The organism is Streptomyces sp. HNM0645 (assembly GCF_030056615.1).
GTDB lineage: Bacteria > Actinomycetota > Actinomycetes > Streptomycetales > Streptomycetaceae > Streptomyces > Streptomyces marianii.
Window position 1 is genome coordinate 41135 of sequence record NZ_JASHLT010000015.1, and the last position, 19238, is coordinate 60372.

The 19238-nt window shown below is 71.0% G+C and carries 16 protein-coding genes and 1 riboswitch; of the genes, 10 read left to right on the forward strand and 6 right to left on the reverse strand.

The features are described from left to right. Window positions 1–263 precede the first annotated feature (263 nt). Window positions 264–2534 carry a glycogen debranching protein GlgX gene (glgX, locus tag QMZ92_RS12275; protein ID WP_283297353.1) on the reverse strand — a complete coding sequence of 757 codons (2271 nt, stop codon included), beginning with the start codon at window positions 2532–2534 and terminating at the stop codon, window positions 264–266. Between the two features lie 201 nt (window positions 2535–2735). Between glgX and QMZ92_RS12280 the strand changes: the two genes are divergently transcribed. From QMZ92_RS12280 to QMZ92_RS12300, 5 genes are all read left to right on the forward strand, one after another. Then, window positions 2736–3989: a L,D-transpeptidase gene (locus tag QMZ92_RS12280; protein ID WP_283297355.1), complete on the forward strand. Its 1254-nt coding sequence runs from the start codon at window positions 2736–2738 to the stop codon at window positions 3987–3989. A gap of 174 nt (window positions 3990–4163) precedes the next feature. Beyond that, entirely contained in the window at window positions 4164–5411 is a 1248-nt protein-coding gene (locus QMZ92_RS12285; RefSeq protein ID WP_283297356.1) for a L,D-transpeptidase, read from the forward strand. A gap of 83 nt (window positions 5412–5494) precedes the next feature. Beyond that, the gene (locus tag QMZ92_RS12290) at window positions 5495–6262 is read left to right on the forward strand and encodes an enoyl-CoA hydratase/isomerase family protein (RefSeq protein ID WP_283297357.1); all 768 of its coding nucleotides are present in this window, start codon (window positions 5495–5497) and stop codon (window positions 6260–6262) included. A 262-nt stretch (window positions 6263–6524) separates the two neighbouring features. Then, window positions 6525–7040, forward strand: coding sequence for an ATP-binding protein (locus tag QMZ92_RS12295; protein ID WP_283297358.1), 516 nt, complete (start codon window positions 6525–6527; stop codon window positions 7038–7040). Between the two features lie 481 nt (window positions 7041–7521). Further along, window positions 7522–8694: a YncE family protein gene (locus QMZ92_RS12300; RefSeq protein ID WP_283297359.1), complete on the forward strand. Its 1173-nt coding sequence runs from the start codon at window positions 7522–7524 to the stop codon at window positions 8692–8694. 97 nt (window positions 8695–8791) lie between these two features. On the opposite strand, the gene QMZ92_RS12305 is transcribed toward QMZ92_RS12300, so the two are convergent. Then, entirely contained in the window at window positions 8792–9430 is a 639-nt protein-coding gene (locus QMZ92_RS12305; RefSeq protein ID WP_283297360.1) for a GNAT family protein, read from the reverse strand. Window positions 9431–9524: 94 nt separating this feature from the next. Here QMZ92_RS12305 and QMZ92_RS12310 point away from each other — a divergent pair, with 94 nt between their 5' ends. Continuing rightward, the gene (locus QMZ92_RS12310; protein ID WP_138053029.1) at window positions 9525–9740 is read left to right on the forward strand and encodes an EF-hand domain-containing protein; all 216 of its coding nucleotides are present in this window, start codon (window positions 9525–9527) and stop codon (window positions 9738–9740) included. Window positions 9741–9902: 162 nt separating this feature from the next. On the opposite strand, the gene QMZ92_RS12315 is transcribed toward QMZ92_RS12310, so the two are convergent. The 4 genes from QMZ92_RS12315 to gcvT all read right to left on the reverse strand — a co-directional run bounded on the left by QMZ92_RS12315 (window position 9903) and on the right by gcvT (window position 14291). Continuing rightward, on the reverse strand, window positions 9903–11273 hold the full coding sequence (locus QMZ92_RS12315) for an L-serine ammonia-lyase (RefSeq protein WP_283297362.1): 1371 nt from the start codon (window positions 11271–11273) through the stop codon (window positions 9903–9905). Window positions 11274–11459: 186 nt separating this feature from the next. Beyond that, the gene (gene glyA / locus QMZ92_RS12320; protein ID WP_283297363.1) at window positions 11460–12719 is read right to left on the reverse strand and encodes a serine hydroxymethyltransferase; all 1260 of its coding nucleotides are present in this window, start codon (window positions 12717–12719) and stop codon (window positions 11460–11462) included. Window positions 12720–12746: 27 nt separating this feature from the next. Beyond that, window positions 12747–13121 carry a glycine cleavage system protein GcvH gene (gene gcvH / locus QMZ92_RS12325; RefSeq protein ID WP_138053026.1) on the reverse strand — a complete coding sequence of 125 codons (375 nt, stop codon included), beginning with the start codon at window positions 13119–13121 and terminating at the stop codon, window positions 12747–12749. A 54-nt stretch (window positions 13122–13175) separates the two neighbouring features. Then, window positions 13176–14291, reverse strand: a complete 1116-nt coding sequence (gene gcvT, locus QMZ92_RS12330) for a glycine cleavage system aminomethyltransferase GcvT (protein WP_283297364.1) — start codon at window positions 14289–14291, stop codon at window positions 13176–13178. A gap of 159 nt (window positions 14292–14450) precedes the next feature. Continuing rightward, window positions 14451–14548: riboswitch (glycine riboswitch) on the reverse strand. A 132-nt stretch (window positions 14549–14680) separates the two neighbouring features. Here gcvT and QMZ92_RS12335 point away from each other — a divergent pair. The 4 genes from QMZ92_RS12335 to QMZ92_RS12350 all read left to right on the forward strand — a co-directional run bounded on the left by QMZ92_RS12335 (window position 14681) and on the right by QMZ92_RS12350 (window position 19165). Then, on the forward strand, window positions 14681–15382 hold the full coding sequence (locus tag QMZ92_RS12335) for an AAA family ATPase (RefSeq protein WP_283297366.1): 702 nt from the start codon (window positions 14681–14683) through the stop codon (window positions 15380–15382). 247 nt (window positions 15383–15629) lie between these two features. Continuing rightward, on the forward strand, window positions 15630–16385 hold the full coding sequence (locus tag QMZ92_RS12340; RefSeq protein WP_283297368.1) for an enhanced serine sensitivity protein SseB: 756 nt from the start codon (window positions 15630–15632) through the stop codon (window positions 16383–16385). A gap of 114 nt (window positions 16386–16499) precedes the next feature. Continuing rightward, window positions 16500–17282: an enhanced serine sensitivity protein SseB C-terminal domain-containing protein gene (locus QMZ92_RS12345; protein ID WP_283297369.1), complete on the forward strand. Its 783-nt coding sequence runs from the start codon at window positions 16500–16502 to the stop codon at window positions 17280–17282. A gap of 212 nt (window positions 17283–17494) precedes the next feature. After that, window positions 17495–19165, forward strand: a complete 1671-nt coding sequence (locus tag QMZ92_RS12350) for an ABC transporter substrate-binding protein (RefSeq protein WP_283297371.1) — start codon at window positions 17495–17497, stop codon at window positions 19163–19165. Window positions 19166–19238 lie beyond the last annotated feature (73 nt).

Below are 19238 nucleotides of genomic sequence, written 5' to 3' on the forward strand. Positions count from 1 at the left end.
CAGGAGCGAGCCTACGGTTCACCACTGACAAGTCCCACCGAGTTTTTGCGCCGCGCGGTCGCGCGTCCCCGCCGCGACCCAGGCGCGGTGCTCGCCCGGGCGCCGCCGCCTGCCGTGCCGTCGGGACAGCCGTCCCTCCGCCGCGCCGGGCCGCCTGGTGCCGCGCCGCGGCAGCGGGCCGCTGTACGCCGCCGCCGGTCGCGCAACGGCGCAGGCCCGGCCCGTCGTCGCCCTGCAGCCCTGCCGGCCGCCGCCCGCCGGCCTCAGCCCCCGTCCCGCACCCGCAGCAGCAGCACCGACCGCGCGGGTACCGTGGTCCGTGCCCCGCCCCGGTGCACCGTGCCCGGAGCCGCGGACTGGTCCTCCAGCGAGGTGTCGACGACGAGTTCGTACTCCTCCGCCCACGGCGGCCCCGGCAGCCGGAAGGCCGTGGGACGGTCGGCGGCGTGCAGGACGATCAGGAAGCTGTCGTCGATGACCTGGGTGCCCCGGGCGTCCCGGCCCGGAATGTCCCGGCCGGACAGGAACAGCGCCAGGGTGGAGGAAGGGGCGTACCAGTCCTGCTCGGTCATCTCCGCGCCGTGCGTCGTGAACCAGGCCAGGTCCCGCAGTCCGTCGGGGGTCTGCGGCCGGCCGGAGAAGAACGCCCTGCGCCGCAGCACCGGATGTGCGCCGCGCAGCGCGAGCAGCCGGGAGGTCAGGGCCAGCAGTCCGTCCGGCCCCGGCCGGCCGAGCAGCGACCAGTCGAGCCAGCCGGTCTGGTTGTCCTGGCAGTAGGCGTTGTTGTTGCCGCCCTGTGTACGGCCCATCTCGTCGCCGGACACCAGCATCGGGACGCCCGTGGACAGCAGCAGGGTGGTGAGCAGATTGCGGATCTGCCGCCGGCGCAGGGCGTTGACGTCGGGGTCGTCCGTCTCGCCCTCGGCGCCGCAGTTCCAGGCGCGGTTGTCGTTCGTGCCGTCCCGGTTGCCCTCGCCGTTCGCCTCGTTGTGCTTGCGCTCGTAGCTGACCAGGTCGCGCAGGGTGAAGCCGTCGTGGGCGGTGACGAAGTTGACCGAGGCGTACGGCCGTCGGCCGCCCCAGGCGTACAGGTCGCTGGATCCGGACACCCGGTAGCCCAGGTCCCGCAGATCGGGCAGGGCGCCGCGCCAGAAGTCCCGCACCGCGTCCCGGTAGCGGTCGTTCCACTCCGTCCACAGCGGCGGGAACGCCCCGACCTGGTAGCCGCCGTTGCCGACGTCCCACGGTTCGGCGATCAGCTTCACCCGGCGCAGCACCGGGTCCTGTGCGATCACGGCAAGGAACGGGGACAGCATGTCGACGTCGTGCATCGAGCGGGCGAGGGCCGCCGCGAGGTCGAAGCGGAAGCCGTCGACACCCATCTCCGTGACCCAGTAGCGCAGTGAGTCGGTGATGAGCCGCAGCACCTGGGGCTGGACCACGTGCAGCGTGTTGCCGCAGCCGGTGTAGTCGGCGTAGTGGCGCGCGTTGTGCTGGAGCCGGTAGTAGCCGCGGTTGTCGATGCCCTTGAGGCTGAGAGTCGGACCCAGCTCGCCGGCCTCCGCGGTGTGGTTGTAGACGACGTCGAGGATGACCTCGATGCCCGCCTCGTGCAGGGCGCGCACCATCCGCTTGAACTCGCCGACCTGCTGTCCCGCGGTCCCGGAGGCGCTGTAGCCGGCGTGGGGAGCGAAGTAGCCGACCGAGTTGTAGCCCCAGTAGTTCCTCAGGCCCCGCCGCAGCAGATGGTCCTCGTGCGCGAACTGGTGCACCGGCAGCAACTCGACCGCCGTCACCCCGAGCCGTACGAGGTGGCCGACCGCCGCCGGGTGTGCGAGGCCCGCGTAGGTGCCCCGCAGTTCCGGCGGGACGCCGGGGTGCAGCTTGGTGAAACCGCGCACGTGCAGTTCGTAGATGACCGAGTCCGCCCACGGCGTCTTCGGCCGCCGGTCGTCGGCCCATTCGTCGTCCGGCGCGTCGTCGTGGACGACCACGCCCTTCGGGACGTACGGGGCCGAGTCCCGGTCGTCGCGCACGGTGTCCGCGACGTGCTGCTGCGGCCAGTCGCGGACGTGCCCGTACACCTCGGGCGGCAGCGCGTACTCGCCGTCGACCGCCCGGGCGTACGGGTCGAGCAGCAGCTTCGCCGGGTTCCAGCGCGCACCGGTCCACGGGTCCCAGCGGCCGTGGACCCGGAAGCCGTACCGCTGCCCCGGCCCGACGCCGGGCACGAAACCGTGCCAGATCTCGTGGGTGAGCTCGGTCAGCGGCAGCCGGACCTCCGCTCCGGACGCGTCGAAGAGGCAGAGATCCACGGCCTCGGCGCCACCCGCCCACAGGGCGAAGTTGGTGCCCGCGACACCGTCGGGACCGACCCGGTACCGCGCGCCCAGCGGGTTCGGCGCCCCCGGCCGGACCGGGGATCCGAAGCCGTCCGCCCCTCTCGGCCGTCCGTTCAGGGCCGGGCGCGGCCCCGCGGCGGGACGAGGCCGCTCACCTTCCCGTACCGCCTCCTGCTCGGCTGCGCTCGACACCTGTCGGCCTCCCGCGGCTCGTCGGGCCCGCGCGGCTCCCGCCCACGGCGTCCCGGCCGTGGCTCCCCGCGTGTGGGCCTCCCACCATTTCTGCCCGACGCCGCGCTGCTCCCAACATGACCCGCTGCGACGTTTCCCCAGGAGGGTGGCCGTCGTTGGGCGGGACGTGCTGTGTCTCTGCGACCCCACGAGGTGGACTCTGTGAGCAACGCGGTGAGGCGGACGAGGGCCACGCTGGCCGTCGCCGTGCTGTGGACGGGACTGCTGGCCGGGCTGACCGGCTGCACCGGCGGAGCCGGCAGTGCCGGAGCCGGTCCGGGCGCCGGCGGCGACAAACCCCGGGCGCAGGCGCCCGGCGACACCATCCGGATCACCCCGGCGGACGGGGCCGGCGCCGTGCCCGCGGACGGCCGGCTCGAAGTGACCCTGGCGAGCGGTCGGCTGGAGCGGGTCAAGGTCACCCAGATCGAGAGCGCGCAGCCCGCCGACGTCCCGGGCGCCGTGTCCCCGGACGGTCTGAGCTGGCGTCCGAAGCCGGGCACCCGGCTCGCGCTGGCGGCCAAGTACAGCGTCGACGCGGTGGCCCTGGACGCCCACGGCCGCCGTTCGGCACGGCACACGACCTTCACCACCGTGGTGCCCGACCACCGCTTCATCGGCTACTTCACCCCGGAGAACCGTTCCACGGTGGGCATTGGAATGATCGTTTCGTTCGACTTCAACCGCGGCATCAGGAACCGGGCGGCCGTCGAGCGGGCCATCCGCATCACCTCCGTACCGCCCGTCGAGGTCGTGGGCCACTGGTTCGACGCGGAGCGGCTCGACTTCCGCCCGCGCGAGTACTGGAAGCCGGGCACCAAGGTCACCGTCGACATGCGGCTGCGCGACGTCGAGGGCGCGTCAGGGGTGTACGGCATCCAGCGCAAGACCGTCCGCTTCACCGTGGGCAGGTCCCAGATCTCCCTGGTCGACGCTCGCGAGCGGACCATGGAGGTGCGTCGCGACGGCCGGTTGCTGACGACGCTGCCGGTCACCACCGGGGGCAGGAAGACCCGGACGTACAACGGCAGGATGGTCGTCAGCGAGATGCACGACGTCACCCGCATGAACGGTGCCACGGTCGGCTTCACCGACGACGACGGCAAGAGCGAGTACGACATCAAGGACGTGCCGCACGCGATGCGGCTCACCACGTCCGGCACCTTCCTGCACGGCAACTACTGGGCCGATCCGGCGGTCTTCGGCATGCGGAACGTCAGCCACGGCTGCATCGGGCTGCGCGACGAGAAGGGCGGCAGCCAGGACTCCCCGGCGGGCTGGTTCTTCGACCGGACGCTCATCGGGGACGTGGTGGAAGTGGTCAACTCCCCGGACCGGATGGTCGACCCGTGGAACGGGCTGAGCGGCTGGAACATGGGCTGGAAGGAGTGGAAGGCCGGCTCCGCCCTGCAGTGAGCCGCCCTCCCGCATGACCGGCACGTCCTCCGGGCAGATTTGCGACTGAACGGTGACATGTGCGAGAAGCCCCGGCGACCTGCGGTGTGGTTATCTAACGCAGTGCGCGCCGTTCGAGCGCGCGGGGGTGCGGGCCTCGGCGTGGCCAGGCCGTGCGAGGGGAGACGACTGATCGTGAACGGGCAGCCGATATCGGGGGCATCGGTCCGGCCGGGCCGGCAACGCGGACGCACCGCGCTGCCGGCCCTCGCCATGGGTGCGCTATTGCTGCTGGTGTCCGCCTGCGGCGGCGGCGACTCCGACCGCGCGGCCGGCGGCGACAAGGGCGCCGGGGACGGGGGCAAGGTCGGCACTTCGGCTTCCCAGGCGGTCGTCACCGTCGCGCCCAAGGACGGCGCGGAGTCGGTCGCCACGAGCGGCGCGCTCAAGGTGACCGCCGACAAGGGCAAGCTGACCGAGGTCGCCGTCAAGGACGACAAGGGCAATGCCGTCGAGGGGAAGATCGCCGCCGGCGGTGCGAGCTGGGAGCCGCTTCAGCACCTCGCCTCGGCCACCAAGTACAAGGTGCACGCGATCGCCGAGGACGCCGAGGGCCGTGAGTCCGCGAAGGACACGACCTTCACCACGCTCGTCCCCAAGAACACCTTCGTGGGCCACTACACCCCCGAGAACGGCGCCACTGTCGGCGTCGGGATGCCCGTCTCCATCAACTTCACCCGCGGCATCACCGACCCCGAGGCCGTGGAGAAGGCCATCAAGGTGACCGCCGAGCCGTCGGTGCCCATCGAGGGCCACTGGTTCGGCAACGACCGCCTGGACTTCCGTCCCGAGAAGTACTGGGCAGCGGGCACCAAGGTGACGGTCCGGCTCAACCTGGACGGCGTCGAGGGCCGCCCCGGTGTGTACGGCAAGCAGGCCAAGACGGTCTCCTTCACCGTCGGCCGCAGCCAGGTCTCCACGGTCGACGCCGGCGCCCACACGATGAAGGTCGTGCGCGACGGCAAGCTCCTCAAGACCATTCCGATCACCGCGGGTGCCCCGTCGACCACGACGTACAACGGCCAGATGGTCATCAGCGAGAAGTACAAGGTGACGCGGATGAACGGCGCCACCGTGGGCTTCGGTGGCGAGTACGACATCAAGGACGTGCCGCACGCGATGCGCCTGTCGACGTCCGGCACCTTCATGCACGGCAACTACTGGGCCTCTCGCGGCACCTTCGGCTCGGCGAACGTCAGCCACGGCTGCGTCGGTCTGCGCGATGTGCGCGGCGCCTACGACAGCGGTACGCCGGCGGCGTGGATGTACAACAACTCGATCATCGGCGACGTGGTGATCGTGAAGAACTCCAAGGACAAGCAGATCGCCCCCGACAACGGCCTGAACGGCTGGAACATGTCCTGGGCGGAGTGGACCGGGTAGTCCCCGACGAAACGGACGAGGGGCCCGGCGCTGTGACGGACGGCACCGGGCTCCCCGGCGTTAACGGGGGCTAACCTCCCCGTATGACAGTCACTCTCGAAGTCTCCGAAGGCGTCGGCACCATCCGCCTGGACCGCCCCCCGATGAACGCCCTGGACATCGCCACCCAGGACCGGCTGCGCGAACTGGCAGCCGAGGCGACCGACCGCGACGACGTCCGCGCCGTGATCCTCTACGGCGGGGAGAAGGTGTTCGCGGCAGGCGCGGACATCAAGGAGATGCAGGTGATGGACCACGCCGCGATGGTGAAGCGGTCGAAGGCCCTGCAGGACTCCTTCACCGCCGTCGCCCGCATCCCCAAGCCCGTCGTCGCGGCCGTGACCGGCTACGCCCTGGGGGGCGGCTGTGAGCTGGCGCTGTGTGCCGACTACCGGATCGCCGCCGACAACGCCCGGCTGGGCCAGCCGGAGATCCTGCTCGGTCTGATCCCGGGCGCGGGCGGCACCCAGCGGCTGGCCCGGCTGGTGGGCCCCTCCAAGGCCAAGGACCTCATCTTCACCGGCCGCCATGTGAAGGCGGACGAGGCGCTGGCCATCGGACTGGTCGACCGGGTCGTACCGGCCTCCGAGGTCCACGAGCAGGCGCACGCCTGGGCCGCGAAGCTGGCCCAGGGGCCGGCGCTGGCGCTCCGGGCGGCCAAGGAGTCCGTGGACGCCGGGCTCGAGACGGACATCGACACGGGCCTCGCGATCGAACGGAACTGGTTCGCGGGCCTGTTCGCGACCGAGGACCGGGAGCGGGGGATGCGGAGCTTCGTCGAGGAGGGCCCGGGCAAGGCCAAGTTCGTGTGAACTCGCTTCGCGGGGACAGGGATTGGGTACCGACGCCCGTCGCGTCAACTTGGTGAGTGCCTTAATCGAACCTTAAAAGAACCTTAAGGCCCCATCGGTCGCTGCTCTTGGCGATCACGCGTAAGCGGCGTGTCACCGCAGGTCAGTTGGGCTGCGGAGGTTCTCTCGATGCCATAGTCATATGCCAATCCGGCACCTCGGGGCCCTCTCTCCCGGGGTGCCGATTCCTCCGGAACGGTCACGGAAGGCTCTTCGGGCGGCCATGATGGGGGGCATGGCGGGGCTGGAGGGTGTGGAGCAACCACGGGCGCGCGGCAGTGCGACCGCCGCGCGGTGGGCGCCGGCCGTCGACGACGGGCGGGCGCTCGAGGCGGTCGAGCTGTTCGGCGACCCGACGGAGGGCGAGGTCGAGCTGCCCTCGCGCCCCCAGTCCGCCGCCACCGCGCGCCGGTTGACGCAGTGGGGGGTGCTCCATCAGTGGGCGCTCTCACCGCAGACCGCCGAGCACGCGATCCTGTTGGTCTCCGAACTCGTCGGAAACGCGGTGCGGCACACCGGGGCGCGGGTGTTCGGGCTCCGGATGCTGCGCCGGCGCGGCTGGATCCGCATCGAGGTACGCGACCCCTCGCGCGGTCTGCCCTGCCTGTTGCCGGTCCATGAACTCGACACCAGCGGCCGTGGGCTCTTCCTGGTCGACAAGCTGTCCGACCGGTGGGGTGTCGATCTGCTGCCGCGCGGCAAGACGACCTGGTTCGAGATGCGGGTCGCGGACCGCTGACACCGGAGCGGCCGCGCCGCCACCGAAGCGCGTTCGCCGCCGGCGTCGGGGCGCCCGCCTCGCCGGGGTCCGGACGCACGAAAGCCCCCTTCGCCGTCTCGGCGCCGAGGGGGCTTCGTGTGTGCGGGCGTGGACGGGGTGGGGTGTATCCACGTTGCCGCTCTTCTGGACGACCTGGCCCGGGTCAATGGGGGTCGTGGGAGCGACTATGGCAGACATCCGGCCATTCGCCAAAGCGGCAAATGTGGGCAAAGTTTACTAAATGCTGGCAATGTAATATTGAATCAAAGGTGAACTGAGTTACCTGCCTGGCAAATGATGAGTGGGTATCGATGCGAACGGGTGAATCTTCGAACATAGGATGGCCTGACGTGTGTCGGACCGTGGGCGTGAACCAGGCCCGTCGCTAGTTTTCGTCGGCATCGCACCCACTGCGCGGCCACGGATCGCCCGGGGTGCCGACCACGGAGCGAGCCGACTGATGCTGCATCTCACCAAGCGATCCCTGCCGCTCCTCGCGACCGCCCTGCTCGCGGCCCTCGGCGCCGGCTGCGGGGCTGCCGCGGAGAAGCAGGGGACAAGGACCCCGCCGCCGGTCCGGACGCAGGAGGCCGGTGTACCCCTGGGGCTCCCCGGCATGCCACCGCTCCTCGACCCCAGGGACGTCTACGCGGCAGACCGCCCCGGAAGGCTCTCGCCCGTCGTGCGGAACTTCCCGTCCCGGGTGTACGTGCCCAACACCAACTCCAACACCGTCTCGGTCATCGACCCGGCCACGTACAAGGTCGTCGAGACCATCCCGGTGGGCGTCCAGCCGCAGCACGTCGTCCCCTCGTGGGACCTGAAGACCCTGTGGGTGAACAACAACCGGGGTCACACCCTCACCCCCATCGACCCGGCCACCGGGATCGCGGGCCGGCCGGTGGACGTCCACGACCCGTACAACCTCTACTTCACGCCCAACGGCCGCTACGCCGTCGTCATGGCCTCCATGGACCGGGAGCTGGTCTTCCGGGACCCGCACACCATGCGCACGCTCAAGACGACACCCGTCACCTGCTACGGCGTCAACCACGCGGACTTCTCGGCGGACGGCCGGTACTTCATCGTCTCCTGCGAGTTCTCCGGCGAACTGCTCAAGGTCGACACGGAGAGCATGGAGGTGATCGGACAGCAGAAACTGCCGTTCGGCGGAGCCATGCCGCAGGACGTGAAGCTCTCGCCTGACGGCAGGACCTTCTACGTCGCCGACATGGTCGCCGACGGCATGTGGGTCCTCGACGGCGACCGGTTCACCACACCGAATCTGCTGCCCACCGGCAAGGGCTGCCACGGCCTGTACGTCAGCCGCGACTCCCGGGAGATGTACGTGACCAACCGCGGCGAGGGCTCCGTCTCCGTCTTCGACTTCGCGCAGGACCGGCTGACGAAGAAGTGGCGGCTGCCGAACGGGGGTTCCCCGGACATGGGCGGTGTCTCCGCGGACGGCAGGGTGCTGTGGCTGTCGGGGCGCTACCACTCCGAGGTGTACGCGATCGACACCACGACCGGCGAGCAACTCGCCCGCATCCCCGTCGGCAGCGGCCCCCACGGCCTGGCCGTCTACCCCCAGCCCGGCCGTTACTCCCTGGGACACACGGGCGTGTTCCGCTGACCGGCCGCGACGGCCCGCCGCCGGGCGCGACCACAGGCGGTGGCGCGGTGGCCGGTGGCCGCCCCGGCGAACCGGGCGGGCCCCGCCATCGCCGCGGCTACCCGGCCACGAGCAGGGCCTCCGAGCCCACCGGCCGGTAGCCCGCCTGCTGGAACGTCCGTACGCTGCGGGCGTTCCCGGGCGACTGCTGGGCCCACACGTGCGTACCCGGCACCAGATGGCGTGCCGCGACGGCGAGTTGCACCCCGAGCCCGGCACCGCGCGCCTCCGGGTCCACCTCGATCGCGGCCTCCCACCGCCCGGCCACTCCGCGGCCCAGGACGAGCACGCCGCCGTCCGCGGCCCACACCCGCACCTCGTCACGGAACTTCAGTGCCCGGGCCACCCGGGGATGGTCCGGGTCGGCGATCTCCCGCAGCTCCAGCCCGGGCTCGCCGCTCCGGGCGGCGGCGACCGTGAGCAGGTCGATGGTGTTCATCGAACGGCCGGTCCTCGCCATCAGCGTGGTCAGGAAGCCGGGATTCATGCTCGCGGCGAGCGGATCGCTCGCGGCCGCGGCCAGGGCGTCGCGCACCCACACCGGGTCCGCGTCCGTGAACACCACCGAGTGGGCGGTGAACGCCAGCACGCCGGCGTCCCGGGCGCTGGGCTGCGGCACCACCGTCGTGCCGCCGTCCGGCGGCGGGAACTCGCCCCGTGCCGCCGCTTCCAGAATCCGTGCCACCGCGTCGCTCATACCCTCATCGTCCCCGACGGCCCCCGGCGCCCGGACCGCCGCCCCCGCCGATAATCTGGCCTGCGTCAGTAATGCACCAAGAAGGGGTGGACCTGTGGCGGACATCGAGTCGGCACGCAAGGCCTTCGATCGATTCGACCTGAACGGCGACGGGCTGATCTCGGCCGCCGAGTACAAGAGCGCCATGGCGCAGCTGGGCGACTTCAACGTGACCGAGACGGTCGCCGAGGCGGTCATCAGGACCAAGGACGCCAACGGCGACGGCCTGCTGACCTTCGACGAGTTCTGGGCCGCGCTGAACCAGGCCTGACACCTCGTACGCCGCCCGACGGCGCCCCGCGCACGACAACGGCCCCCGGCGCGCGCCGGGGGCCGACGTGTCGGGACCCGGCGACGCGGATGCCGGGTCCGCACAGCGGCGAGAGACCGGCGGTACCGACGGGCGCGGCGAGGCGCGCGGGGTGGCGCGCCCTCAGCACTCGATGATGTTCACCGCGAGACCGCCGCGAGCGGTCTCCTTGTACTTGACGGACATGTCCGCACCGGTGTCCTTCATGGTCTTGATGACCTTGTCGAGGGAGACCTTGTGGCTGCCGTCGCCGCGCAGGGCCATCCGGGCGGCGGTGACGGCCTTCACCGCGGCCATGCCGTTGCGCTCGATGCACGGGATCTGGACGAGACCGCCCACTGGGTCGCAGGTCAGCCCCAGGTTGTGCTCCATGCCGATCTCGGCGGCGTTCTCCACCTGTTCCGGGGAGCCGCCCATCACCTCGGCGAGCGCGCCCGCCGCCATCGAGCAGGCCGAGCCGACCTCGCCCTGGCAGCCGACCTCGGCGCCCGAGATCGAGGCGTTCTCCTTGAAGAGCATGCCGATCGCGCCGGCCGCGAGGAGGAAGCGGATCACGCCCTCCTCGTCGGCTCCGGGCACGAAGTTCATGTAGTAGTGCAGGACCGCCGGGATGATGCCGGCCGCACCGTTCGTCGGGGCGGTCACGACCCGGCCGCCCGCCGCGTTCTCCTCGTTCACGGCCATCGCGTAGAGCGTGATCCACTCCATCGCGAGCGCCTGCGGGTCGCCCTCGGAGCGCAGCTTGCGCGCGGTGGTGGCGGCCCGCCGCCGGACCTTCAGCCCGCCGGGGAGGATGCCCTCGCGGGACATGCCGCGCGAGACGCAGGCCTGCATGACCCGCCAGATGTCCAGCAGTCCCTCGCGGATCTCGTCCTCGGACCGCCAGGCCTTCTCGTTCTCCAGCATCAGCGAGGAGATCGACAGCCCCGTCTCGTGGGAGAGCCGCAGCAGTTCGTCACCGGTCCGGAAGGGGTACTTCAGCACGGTGTCGTCCGGCACGATCGGGTTCTCGCCGGCCACCGCGTCCTCGTCGACGACGAAGCCGCCGCCGACCGAGTAGTAGGTCTTCTCCAGCAGCGTCCCGCCCTCGGCGCCGTACGCCCACAGGGTCATGCCGTTCGCGTGGTACGGGAGCGCCTTGCGGCGGTGCAGGACCAGGTCCTCGTCGAAGTCGAAGCCGATCTCGTGCACCCCGAGGAGCTTGATGCGCTGGTCGCTCTTGATCCGCTCGACCTCGTCGTCGGCGGTCTCGACGTCGACCGTCCGGGGCGAGTTGCCCTCCAGGCCCAGCAGGACGGCCTTCGGAGTGCCGTGGCCGTGGCCGGTGGCGCCGAGCGAGCCGTACAGCTCCGCGCGTATCGCCGTGGTCCGGGCCAGCAGGCCCTCGTTCTTGAGCCGGCGGGCGAACATGGCGGCCGCCCTCATCGGGCCGACCGTGTGGGAGCTGGACGGCCCGATGCCGATCGAGAACAGGTCGAAGACCGAGATGGCCACGGGGGTACTCCTTGTGGGATGGCTGTGCTTTCCCGGGGGACGCGGCCAGTGCGGCTCTGCCGCGGGCCGGACCCCCGGCCGGCGGGCCGGGGGAGGAAGGCGCGGGTGTGCGCCGGGTGCACGGTGCGGGGCACCGCACTCACCGTCCGGTGTGCGCGGTGCCCCGTCGGTCGTGCGAAGGTCTGTTTACAGACCAGGGTAAAGCGGGTGCTTCGCGGCGAGCGCCGAGACGCGGCCCCCGAGGGCGTCCGCATCGTACGAGGGCTTGAGCACCTCGGCGATGATGTCGGCGACCTCACGGAAGTCCTCGGCCTGGAAGCCGCGGGTGGCCAGCGCCGGCGTGCCGATCCGCAGACCCGAGGTGACCATCGGCGGGCGGGGGTCGTTCGGGATCGCGTTGCGGTTGACGGTGATGCCGACCTCGTGGAGCCGGTCCTCGGCCTGCTGGCCGTCCAGCTCCGAGTGCCGCAGGTCCACCAGGACCAGGTGCACGTCCGTGCCGCCGGACAGCACGGAGACACCCGCCTGCCTGACGTCGTCCTGCACCAGGCGCTCCGCGATGATCTTCGCGCCTTCCAGGGTGCGCTCCTGGCGCTCCTTGAACTCCTCCGAGGCCGCGACCTTGAAGGACACCGCCTTGGCGGCGATCACGTGCTCCAGCGGGCCGCCCTGCTGACCGGGGAAGACCGCGGAGTTGATCTTCTTGGCGAGTTCCGCCGTGGAGAGGATCACACCGCCGCGCGGGCCGCCCAGCGTCTTGTGGGTGGTGGTGGTCACGACGTGGGCGTGCGGCACCGGGTTCGGGTGCAGCCCGGCGGCGACCAGACCCGCGAAGTGGGCCATGTCGACCATCAGGTACGCGCCGACCTCGTCCGCGATCCGGCGGAAAGCGGCGAAGTCCAGCTGACGCGGGTAGGCCGACCAGCCGGCCACGATCAGCTTCGGCTTGGACTCCTTGGCGAGCCGCTCGACCTCGGCCATGTCGACCTGGCCGGTGGCGTCGTCCACGTGGTAGGCGACCACGTTGTAGAGCTTGCCGGAGAAGTTGATCTTCATGCCGTGGGTCAGGTGCCCGCCGTGCGCGAGGTTCAGGCCCATGATCGTGTCGCCCGGCTTCAGCAGGGCGAACATCGCCGCCGCGTTGGCCTGGGCGCCGGAGTGCGGCTGCACGTTCGCGTGCTCGGCGCCGAACAGCTCCTTGATGCGGTCGATGGCGATCTGCTCGACGACGTCGACGTGCTCACAGCCGCCGTAGTAGCGGCGGCCGGGGTAGCCCTCGGCGTACTTGTTGGTGAGGACGGAGCCCTGGGCCTCCATGACCGCGACCGGAGCGAAGTTCTCCGACGCGATCATTTCCAGGGTGGACTGCTGACGGTGGAGCTCGGCGTCGACGGCGGCGGCGACGTCCGGGTCGAGCTCGTGGAGAGGGGTGTTGAGAAGCGACATCACGCGATCCCTAGGGTCGAGTCCTGGTCAGCTGGCGAAATCGGTGTACTCGGCGGCGGAGAGCAGGTCCTCCGGCTCCTCCGCGACCCGCACCTTGAACAGCCAGCCACCCTCGAACGGGGCGGAGTTCACCAGCGACGGGTCGTCCACGACGTCCTGGTTGGCCTCGACGACCTCACCCGTCACCGGGGAGTACAGATCGCTGACCGACTTGGTCGACTCCAGCTCGCCGCAGGTCTCGCCCGCGGTCACCGTGTCACCGACCTCCGGGAGCTGGACGTACACGACGTCGCCGAGGGCGTTCGCCGCATGCTCCGTGATGCCGACCGTCGAGACGCCGTCCTCGGCGGCCGACAGCCACTCGTGCTCCTTGCTGTAGCGCAGCTGCTGGGGGTTGCTCATGACCTGAATTCTCCTGTACGCGGGGAAGTGCTGCTGATGGGGTATGCCGGAGGACTACTTCTGGCGCTTGTAGAAGGGGAGCGCCACGACCTCGTACGGCTCATGGGTACCGCGGATGTCCACGCCGACGCCCTCGGTGCCGGGCGTGGCGAGCGCGGCGTCCACGTAGGCGATGGCGAGCGGCTTGCCGAGGGTCGGCGACGGAGCGCCGGAGGTGACCTCGCCGACGACGTGGCCGCCGGCGACCACGGCCATCCCGGCCCGCGGCACCCGGCGGCCCTGGGCGACCAGGCCGACCAGCTTGCGCGGCGGGTTCGTGGCGGCACGCTCGGCGGCGGCCTCCAGGGCCTTGCGGCCGACGAAGTCGCCCTCCTTCTCGAACTTCACGACCCGGCCGAGACCGGCGTCGAAGGGGGTGAGCGACGTGGTCAGCTCGTGCCCGTACAGGGGCATGCCCGCCTCCAGGCGCAGCGTGTCACGGCAGGACAGGCCGCACGGCACGAGACCGACCGGGGCGCCGGCCTCGGTCAGCGCCCGCCACAGCGTCTCCGCGTGCCGCGGCTCGACGAACAGTTCGAAACCGTCCTCGCCGGTGTAGCCGGTACGGGCGATCAGCGCCGGGACGCCGGCGACGGTGCCGGGGAGGCCGGCGTAGTACTTCAGTCCGTCCAGGTCGGCATCGGTGAGCGACTTGAGGATGCCGGGCGACTCGGGGCCCTGTACGGCGATCAGCGCATATGCGTCCCGGTCGTCGCGTACAGCCGCGTCGAAGCCCTCGGCACGCTCCGTGAGGGCGTCGAGGACGATCTGCGCGTTGGAGGCGTTGGCGACGACCATGTACTCCGTGTCGCCGAGGCGGTACACGATCAGGTCGTCGAGGATGCCGCCGTCCTCCCGGCAGATCATCGTGTAGCGGGCGCGGCCGGTGGCGACGCCGCCGATGTTGCCGACCAGCGCGTAGTCCAGCAGGGCGGCGGCCTGCGGCCCGGTCACGGTGATCTCGCCCATGTGGGAGAGGTCGAAGAGACCGGCCTTCGAACGGACGGCGTTGTGCTCGTCGCGCTCACTCGCGTACCGCAGCGGCATGTCCCAGCCGGCGAAATCGGTCATGGTCGCGCCCAGCGAGCGATGCAGGGCATCGAGGGCGGTGAGACGGGGGGCGTTGCTCATGGATGGGGCTCCCAGGGCATGACTGGCGAGGACGATCCTCCCCATCTGTCATCGAAACCTGAGAGGTTCGTCACGACCACACGTAGCGGACGTACGCGAAGGGCGTGACTTGCACCTTGGGTGGAACCGCAGGACTGCGGATCGCTTTTCAGATCTGCCTCGTCGCGCGCGGTACGGGGCCTGAGAGATTCAAGGGAGGGACTTGCTCCTTCGGCGCCCGGCCCACACAGTGGCCAGGACTCTCCCGCGCGGATTCAAGCGGCCGGTATGCAGTTTGCGCGGACATCATTGCACGGGCGCCCTCGTCGGCAAATCACTTGTCGGTCATTACCTTTTCTTTAAGCTTCTTGGGCAGGGTCTCGGAGACCCGACAGGGGGAGAGTGAGCTGATGACGTTGCAGCAGTCCGGCGCCTATCCGGCGACCGCAGGGGTGCCCGCCCGGCCCCGAGTCCCCGCGCGAGCCGCCGGGACCACCCGGCGCGGCCTGCCGATCGGCCTCACCACGGCCCAGCCCGTCGTGCGTGACCTGCGGGAACGCGAGGGGCGCGGCCCGCGTGCCCTGGTGTTCCGCCGCGGCGACGTGGTCGTGATCTCCGGGCTGCCCGGCAGCGGCAAGTCCACGCTCATCCGGCGGGCGGCCGACGGCGGCGGGATCGACTCCCAGGACGTCCGGGACCGCTGGGACCGGCGGATGCCCGGTGCCCTGCCGTACGCCGTCTACCGCCCGCTCGTCCGGCTCGCGCACTACGCGGGGCTGCGGCGGGCGCTGCGCTCCGGCGAGAGCGTGATCGTGCACGACTGCGGCACGCAGTCGTGGGTCCGGCGCTGGCTGGCCCGCGAGGCCCGCAGACGGGGGCGCGACCTCCATCTGCTGCTGCTGGACGTCACCCCCGAGACCGCCCGTGCGGGCCAGCGGGAGCGCGGCCGCGGCGTCTCCGGCTACGCCTTCACCCGCCACCGCCGAGCGGTCTCCCGCCTCCTCCGCGTGGCCGAACGCGGCCACCTCCCCGCGGGCTGCGCCTCCGCGACCCTCCTCGACCGCGCGGCGGCCTCCGCGCTCACCCGGATCGGCTTCACCGACGGGTCCTGAGGGCGGACGCGGGACCGAGGCGGGGGCGGGGCCGGCTCGCCGGCCCCGGACGGACCGGAACGGCCGGCTTCGGGGCGGTCCGCGACGACGGGGGCCGGGGCCCCGGGCCGGCCGCAGCGGGGCGTTCGACGGTGCGCCGGGGCGCCGGGCCCGTGCGCCCGCGCTCCGCCCCACCCCGCCCGCTACCCTGCTGTCGGAGGACATCGTGGCCGGCCCGTAGGGGCCGGCGGGGGAAGCAGGGATCACAGTGGACACGACATGGCCCGCCAATGAGCTCGAAGAGGTGCTGGCCGCTTCGGTCGGGAACCCCTCGGCCGGGGGGCGGATCGTGGAGGTGCTCGGGCGGAGCGCCGTGTGGGTGCCGCTGCCCAAGGGCGGCGGGCCCGACAGCGCCGACCTCGACCTGCCGACGATCGGCATCGACGGCGCCCCGTACGTCCCAGTCTTCAGCTCCCAGGAGCAGTTCCGCCTCGGCGCGGGCGACCACATGTCCGGCACCGTCGCACCCGCGGTCGAGTTCGCCCGGGGCCTGCCCCCGCAGCTCGGCATCGCCGTGAACCCGGGCGGCGCCGTCGGCGTACCACTGCCCCCGCCCGCCGTCGCCGAGCTGTGCCGCGCGGGCCGCACGCCGCTCGGGGACGCCTCCCATGCCGGCGCGGCGAGCGGCGGCCGGGTCCGGCTCTTCGAGCCCGACTGGCAGGAGGAGCCGGTCGACTTCCTCGCCGCCGCGGCCGGCGAGTTCGAGTCGACCCGCGTCGTCCAGACCGCCCGCCGGATCCTGGCCAGCATCGAGGGCGGCCCGCCGGTCCTGTTCGTCGGCGTCCAGCTCTCCGCCTTCGAGGGGTCCGACCGGACCGCCCCCATGGACGCGCTCGGCCGTGCGCTCGGCCGGGTCGCCGTGCAGTGGCCGGTCAACCTGGTCCTGCTGGACATCGCCCAGGACCCCGTGGGCGACTGGATGCTGACCCGGGTCCGGCCCTTCTACACCCGCCAGTACGCGTAGCCGTCAAGTTGGTGTCGGTACGGCCGCTTAAGCTGGTTTGATGACGTGGTCGCCGCACTCGCGTGCCCAGGGCGGCCCGAGGGAACGGCGGATCGAAGAGGGGCGGGACCCAGAGTGAGTGCGTCAGGCACCGCGGCGGCCGGGCAGGTCGAGCACATGCTGCGCCAGGTGACGCCCGGGCGCTACGACGCGTACGAGGCGCTGCTGCAGGCACTCGCCGACGGCCGGGTGTGGATGCTCCTCTGGCACGGCCAGGCCGGATCCCCCGACGCCCAGTACGGGAACATGGAGGTGGACGGCCTCGGATACGCGCCCTGCGTCACCTCCGCCCAGGAGCTCTCCGCCTCCGGCTGGACCAGGGCCCACGAGATGGTCGCCGGCGCCGACATCGCCCGCGCCCTCTACCCCGACCGCTGGGGCATCTGGCTCAACCCGCACGCGCCGGGCGGCGGCGTCGGCGTTCCCTGGCCCGATCTGCGCCGGATCGCCACCGGCCTCGACCGGATGCCCGCCGGTCCGCTGCGCCTGACGGAACCGGCCATCGAGATCCCCCAGTTCTACGCGCTGCTCACGCAGAACGCGCACCGCACCCCTGCCGTCCGCTCCCTGCGCAGGGCCTGGGTGCAGCCGTCGCTCGGCGCCCCCTACCTCGCCGTCGGCCTGGACCTCTACGACACGGGCCAGCAGTCCGTGGAGTCGGTGCGCGCCATGATGCAGCAGTCGATCGCCGCCGTTCCGGACGGCCTTCCGGTGTCGACCGTCGCCATGTCGGACGAGTACGACCCGGTCGCCATGTGGCTCCGGGCCAACACCCGCCCGTTCTACGACCGGGAGGCCCACGCCGGTCCTCCCCGGCCGGCCGGCTACGGATACCCTCCCGCCCAGTTCCCCCGCTGAGGGCCCGCCGGGGCCGCGCCGCCCCGGCCAACCGGGCCGTGTGTCCGGGAAGTTAACGGGACGAGGGCTGATGTCCGGGATCGGACCGGTTTGGCGAGTGTCCGGGTCTCGACTGTGCATCACCGCTATGCGGACTGTTCTCCCGTTCGGGACTCGTCTGTAGTGTTCGGCCGGTCAAGACCTCCTCCACAGGCGGATTCCAGGGGTGGACCATGCCAATATTCAAGTCCAGAGCCGTGAGAGTGATCACCGCGGCCGTCGCGGTCGGCCTCGTCGCCACCGGCTGTGCGAGTGAGCGCGGCAAGGACGGCGACAAGGGCGGCGACAAGGACACCTTCGTCTTCGGTGCCCCGGGAGACCCGGGCTCCCTGGACCCGGCCCTCGCGAGCGACGGCGAGACCTTCCGCGTCACCCGTCAGGCGTTCGAGGCGCTGCTCGAGCACAAGTCCGGTGGCAGTGAACTCGTCGGTGGTCTCGCCGAGAAGTGGTCCAGCAACCCGGAGGGCACGGTCTGGACGTTCAACCTGCGCAAGGGCGTCAAGTTCCACGACGGCGAGGCGTTCAACGCCGCCGCGGTGTGCGCCAACTACGACCACTGGTACAACTGGACGGGCACGTACCAGTTGGACGCCGTGTCGTACTACTGGCGGAAGATCATGGGCGGGTTCGCGAAGAACGAGGACCCCGAGGCTCCGAAGGCGAACTACAAGTCCTGCACCGCGAAGGACGACAGCACGGCGGTCATCGAGGTCAATGAGCCCTCGGCCAACCTGCCCGGTGGCTTCTCCCTCCAGGCCCTCGCGATCCACTCCCCGAAGGCGCTCGAGGAGTACAAGAAGCAGCAGGCGACCTCCAAGGGTGACGCCATCACCTACCCCAAGTACAGCCAGGAGGCCGGCACGGTCGCCGGAACCGGCCCGTACAGGATCACGAAGTGGAACAAGGGCAACAAGGAAGTCTCCCTCGAGCGCTTCGACGACTACTGGGGTGACAAGGCCAAGGTGAAGAACCTGGTCTTCCGTACGATCGACACCGAGGACGGCCGGCGTCAGGCGCTGCAGGCCGGTGACATCGACGGCTACGACCTGGTCGCGCCCGCCGACATCAAGACCCTCGAGAGCGCCGGTTTCACGGTGCCGACCCGTGACGTCTTCAACCTCTTCTACCTCGGCATGACCCAGGAGAAGAACCCGGCGCTGAAGAAGCCCGAGGTGCGGCAGGCGATCGCGCACGCCATCGACCGGGAGAACATCGTCAAGACCCAGCTCCCCGAGGGCGGCAAGGTCGCGACCCAGTTCATGCCGGACACGGTCGCCGGCTTCTCGGAGAACGTGAAGAAGTACCCCTTCGACACGGCGAAGGCCAAGTCGCTGCTGGCCGGCGCCAAGGAGGAGAAGCTCTCGGTCGAGTTCTGCTACCCGACCGAGGTCACCCGCCCGTACATGCCTGCTCCGCAGGACATCTTCGAGCTGATGAAGGCCGACCTGGGGAAGGCCGGCATCAACGTCACCCCGAAGCCGATGAAGTGGGCCCCGGACTACCTGGACGCCACCGAGGCCGGTTCCTGCGACCTGCACATGCTGGGCTGGACCGGTGACTTCAACGATGGTTTCAACTTCATCGGGACCTGGTTCGCGAAGAAGGACAAGCAGTGGGGCTTCGACGACGCGAAGGTCTTCGACTCCGTGAACGCCGCGTCGAAGGAGGCGGACCCCGCCAAGCGCGTGGACGCGTACAAGAAGGCCAATGAGACGATCATGGAGTACCTGCCGGGGCTCCCGATCTCGTCCTCGCCGCCGGCCATCGCCTTCGGCAAGAACGTCAACCCGCCGAACGTCTCCCCGCTGACGCAGGAGAACTTCGCCGAGGTCTCGTTCAAGTAGCACACCGCATGGGGTCCGCCCGGCCACGGAACACACGTGGCCGGGCGGACCCGCATCCCATTCCCGTACCACT